General features: G+C 75.3%; 1 protein-coding gene. It reads right to left on the bottom strand.

The genetic code is table 11. The annotated features are described in order from the left end of the window. Positions 1–1,140, bottom strand: a 1,140-nt coding sequence (glnT, locus tag AB0O00_RS40710; RefSeq protein ID WP_363659694.1) for a type III glutamate--ammonia ligase, incomplete at both ends; no start/stop codon positions are given.

Below are 1,140 nucleotides of genomic sequence, written 5' to 3'. Positions count from 1 at the left end.
GGTGCACCGCCCGTCGGCGCCGCGCTCGCCTCCAGGTCGGCCTCGTTGGGCGGGCCCGGGTCCACCGACCCGTCGACGCCGTCCAGGCCCGCCGCCAGCAGCGCGGCCGTCGCCAGGTAGGGGTTCGCCGAGGAGTCGACGCAGCGCGCCTCGACCCGGCCCGGTGCCGGCACCCTCAGCAGCTGGGTGCGGTTGTTCCCGCCGTACGTGGCGTAGGTCGGCGCCCAGCTGGAGCCGGAGGCCGTGTCGCCCCTGGCCCCGAGCCGCTTGTAGGAGTTGACGGTCGGGCACGTGAAGCCGACCACCCCGGGGGCGTGGGCCAGGATGCCGCCGATGAACGCGTAGCCCAGCGCCGAGACGCCCAGGCCCCGCCCGTCCCCTTCGTCCCGGAACAGCTCCTCGCCGCCAGTGCCCCACAGGCTCAGGTGCAGGTGCAGGCCGCTGCCGGTGAGGTGGCCGAAGGGCTTGGGCATGAAGCTGGCGATCAGCCCGGCGTCCCCCGCCAGCATCTGCACGAGGTACCGGAAGAGCACCACGCGGTCCGCGGTGACCAGGGCGTCGGCGTAGTCGAAGTTGTGCTCGAACTGGCCGTGGGCGTCCTCGTGGTCGTTGGAGTAGTTGCCCCAGCCGAGGCGGCCCAGGGCGCGGCTCACCTGCGCCGCGTGGCCCAGCGAGCGGCCCAGGCCGCGGGCGTCGTAGCAGGGCCGGGCGCCGGTGTCCTCCGGGTCGGCGACCGCGATGGCGCCGTCGGCCGTCCGCCGGAGCAGGAAGTACTCCGGTTCGGCGCCGACCTTCAGGACCATGCCCCGCCCGGCGAGTTCGGCGAGCGCCCGGCGCAGGATCACCCGGGGCGCGTACGGCCAGGGCGCGCCGTTGACGTGCGGGTCGCACTGGACGACCGCCAGTCCGGTCCGCCACGGCAGGACGCTGTAGCTGGTGACGTCGGGGACGGCGACCACGTCCGGGTCGGCCGGCGACTGCCCGATCGACCCCACCGCGTGGCCCGCGAACCCGACCCCGTCGGCGAGCAGCCGGGGCACGGCGGCGGCCGGCACCAGCTTGCAGCACGGCCTGCCGTCCACGTTGACGAACATGGCGAGCACGAACTCGACGCCGTCGCGTTCGACGGCCCGGGCTGGC

Origin of the sequence: Kitasatospora sp. NPDC093558 (assembly GCF_040683475.1) — a bacterium.
Taxonomy (GTDB): domain Bacteria; phylum Actinomycetota; class Actinomycetes; order Streptomycetales; family Streptomycetaceae; genus Kitasatospora.
The sequence above is the reverse complement of the archived record's forward strand: the minus strand, read 5'-3'. Positions and strand labels throughout refer to the sequence as shown.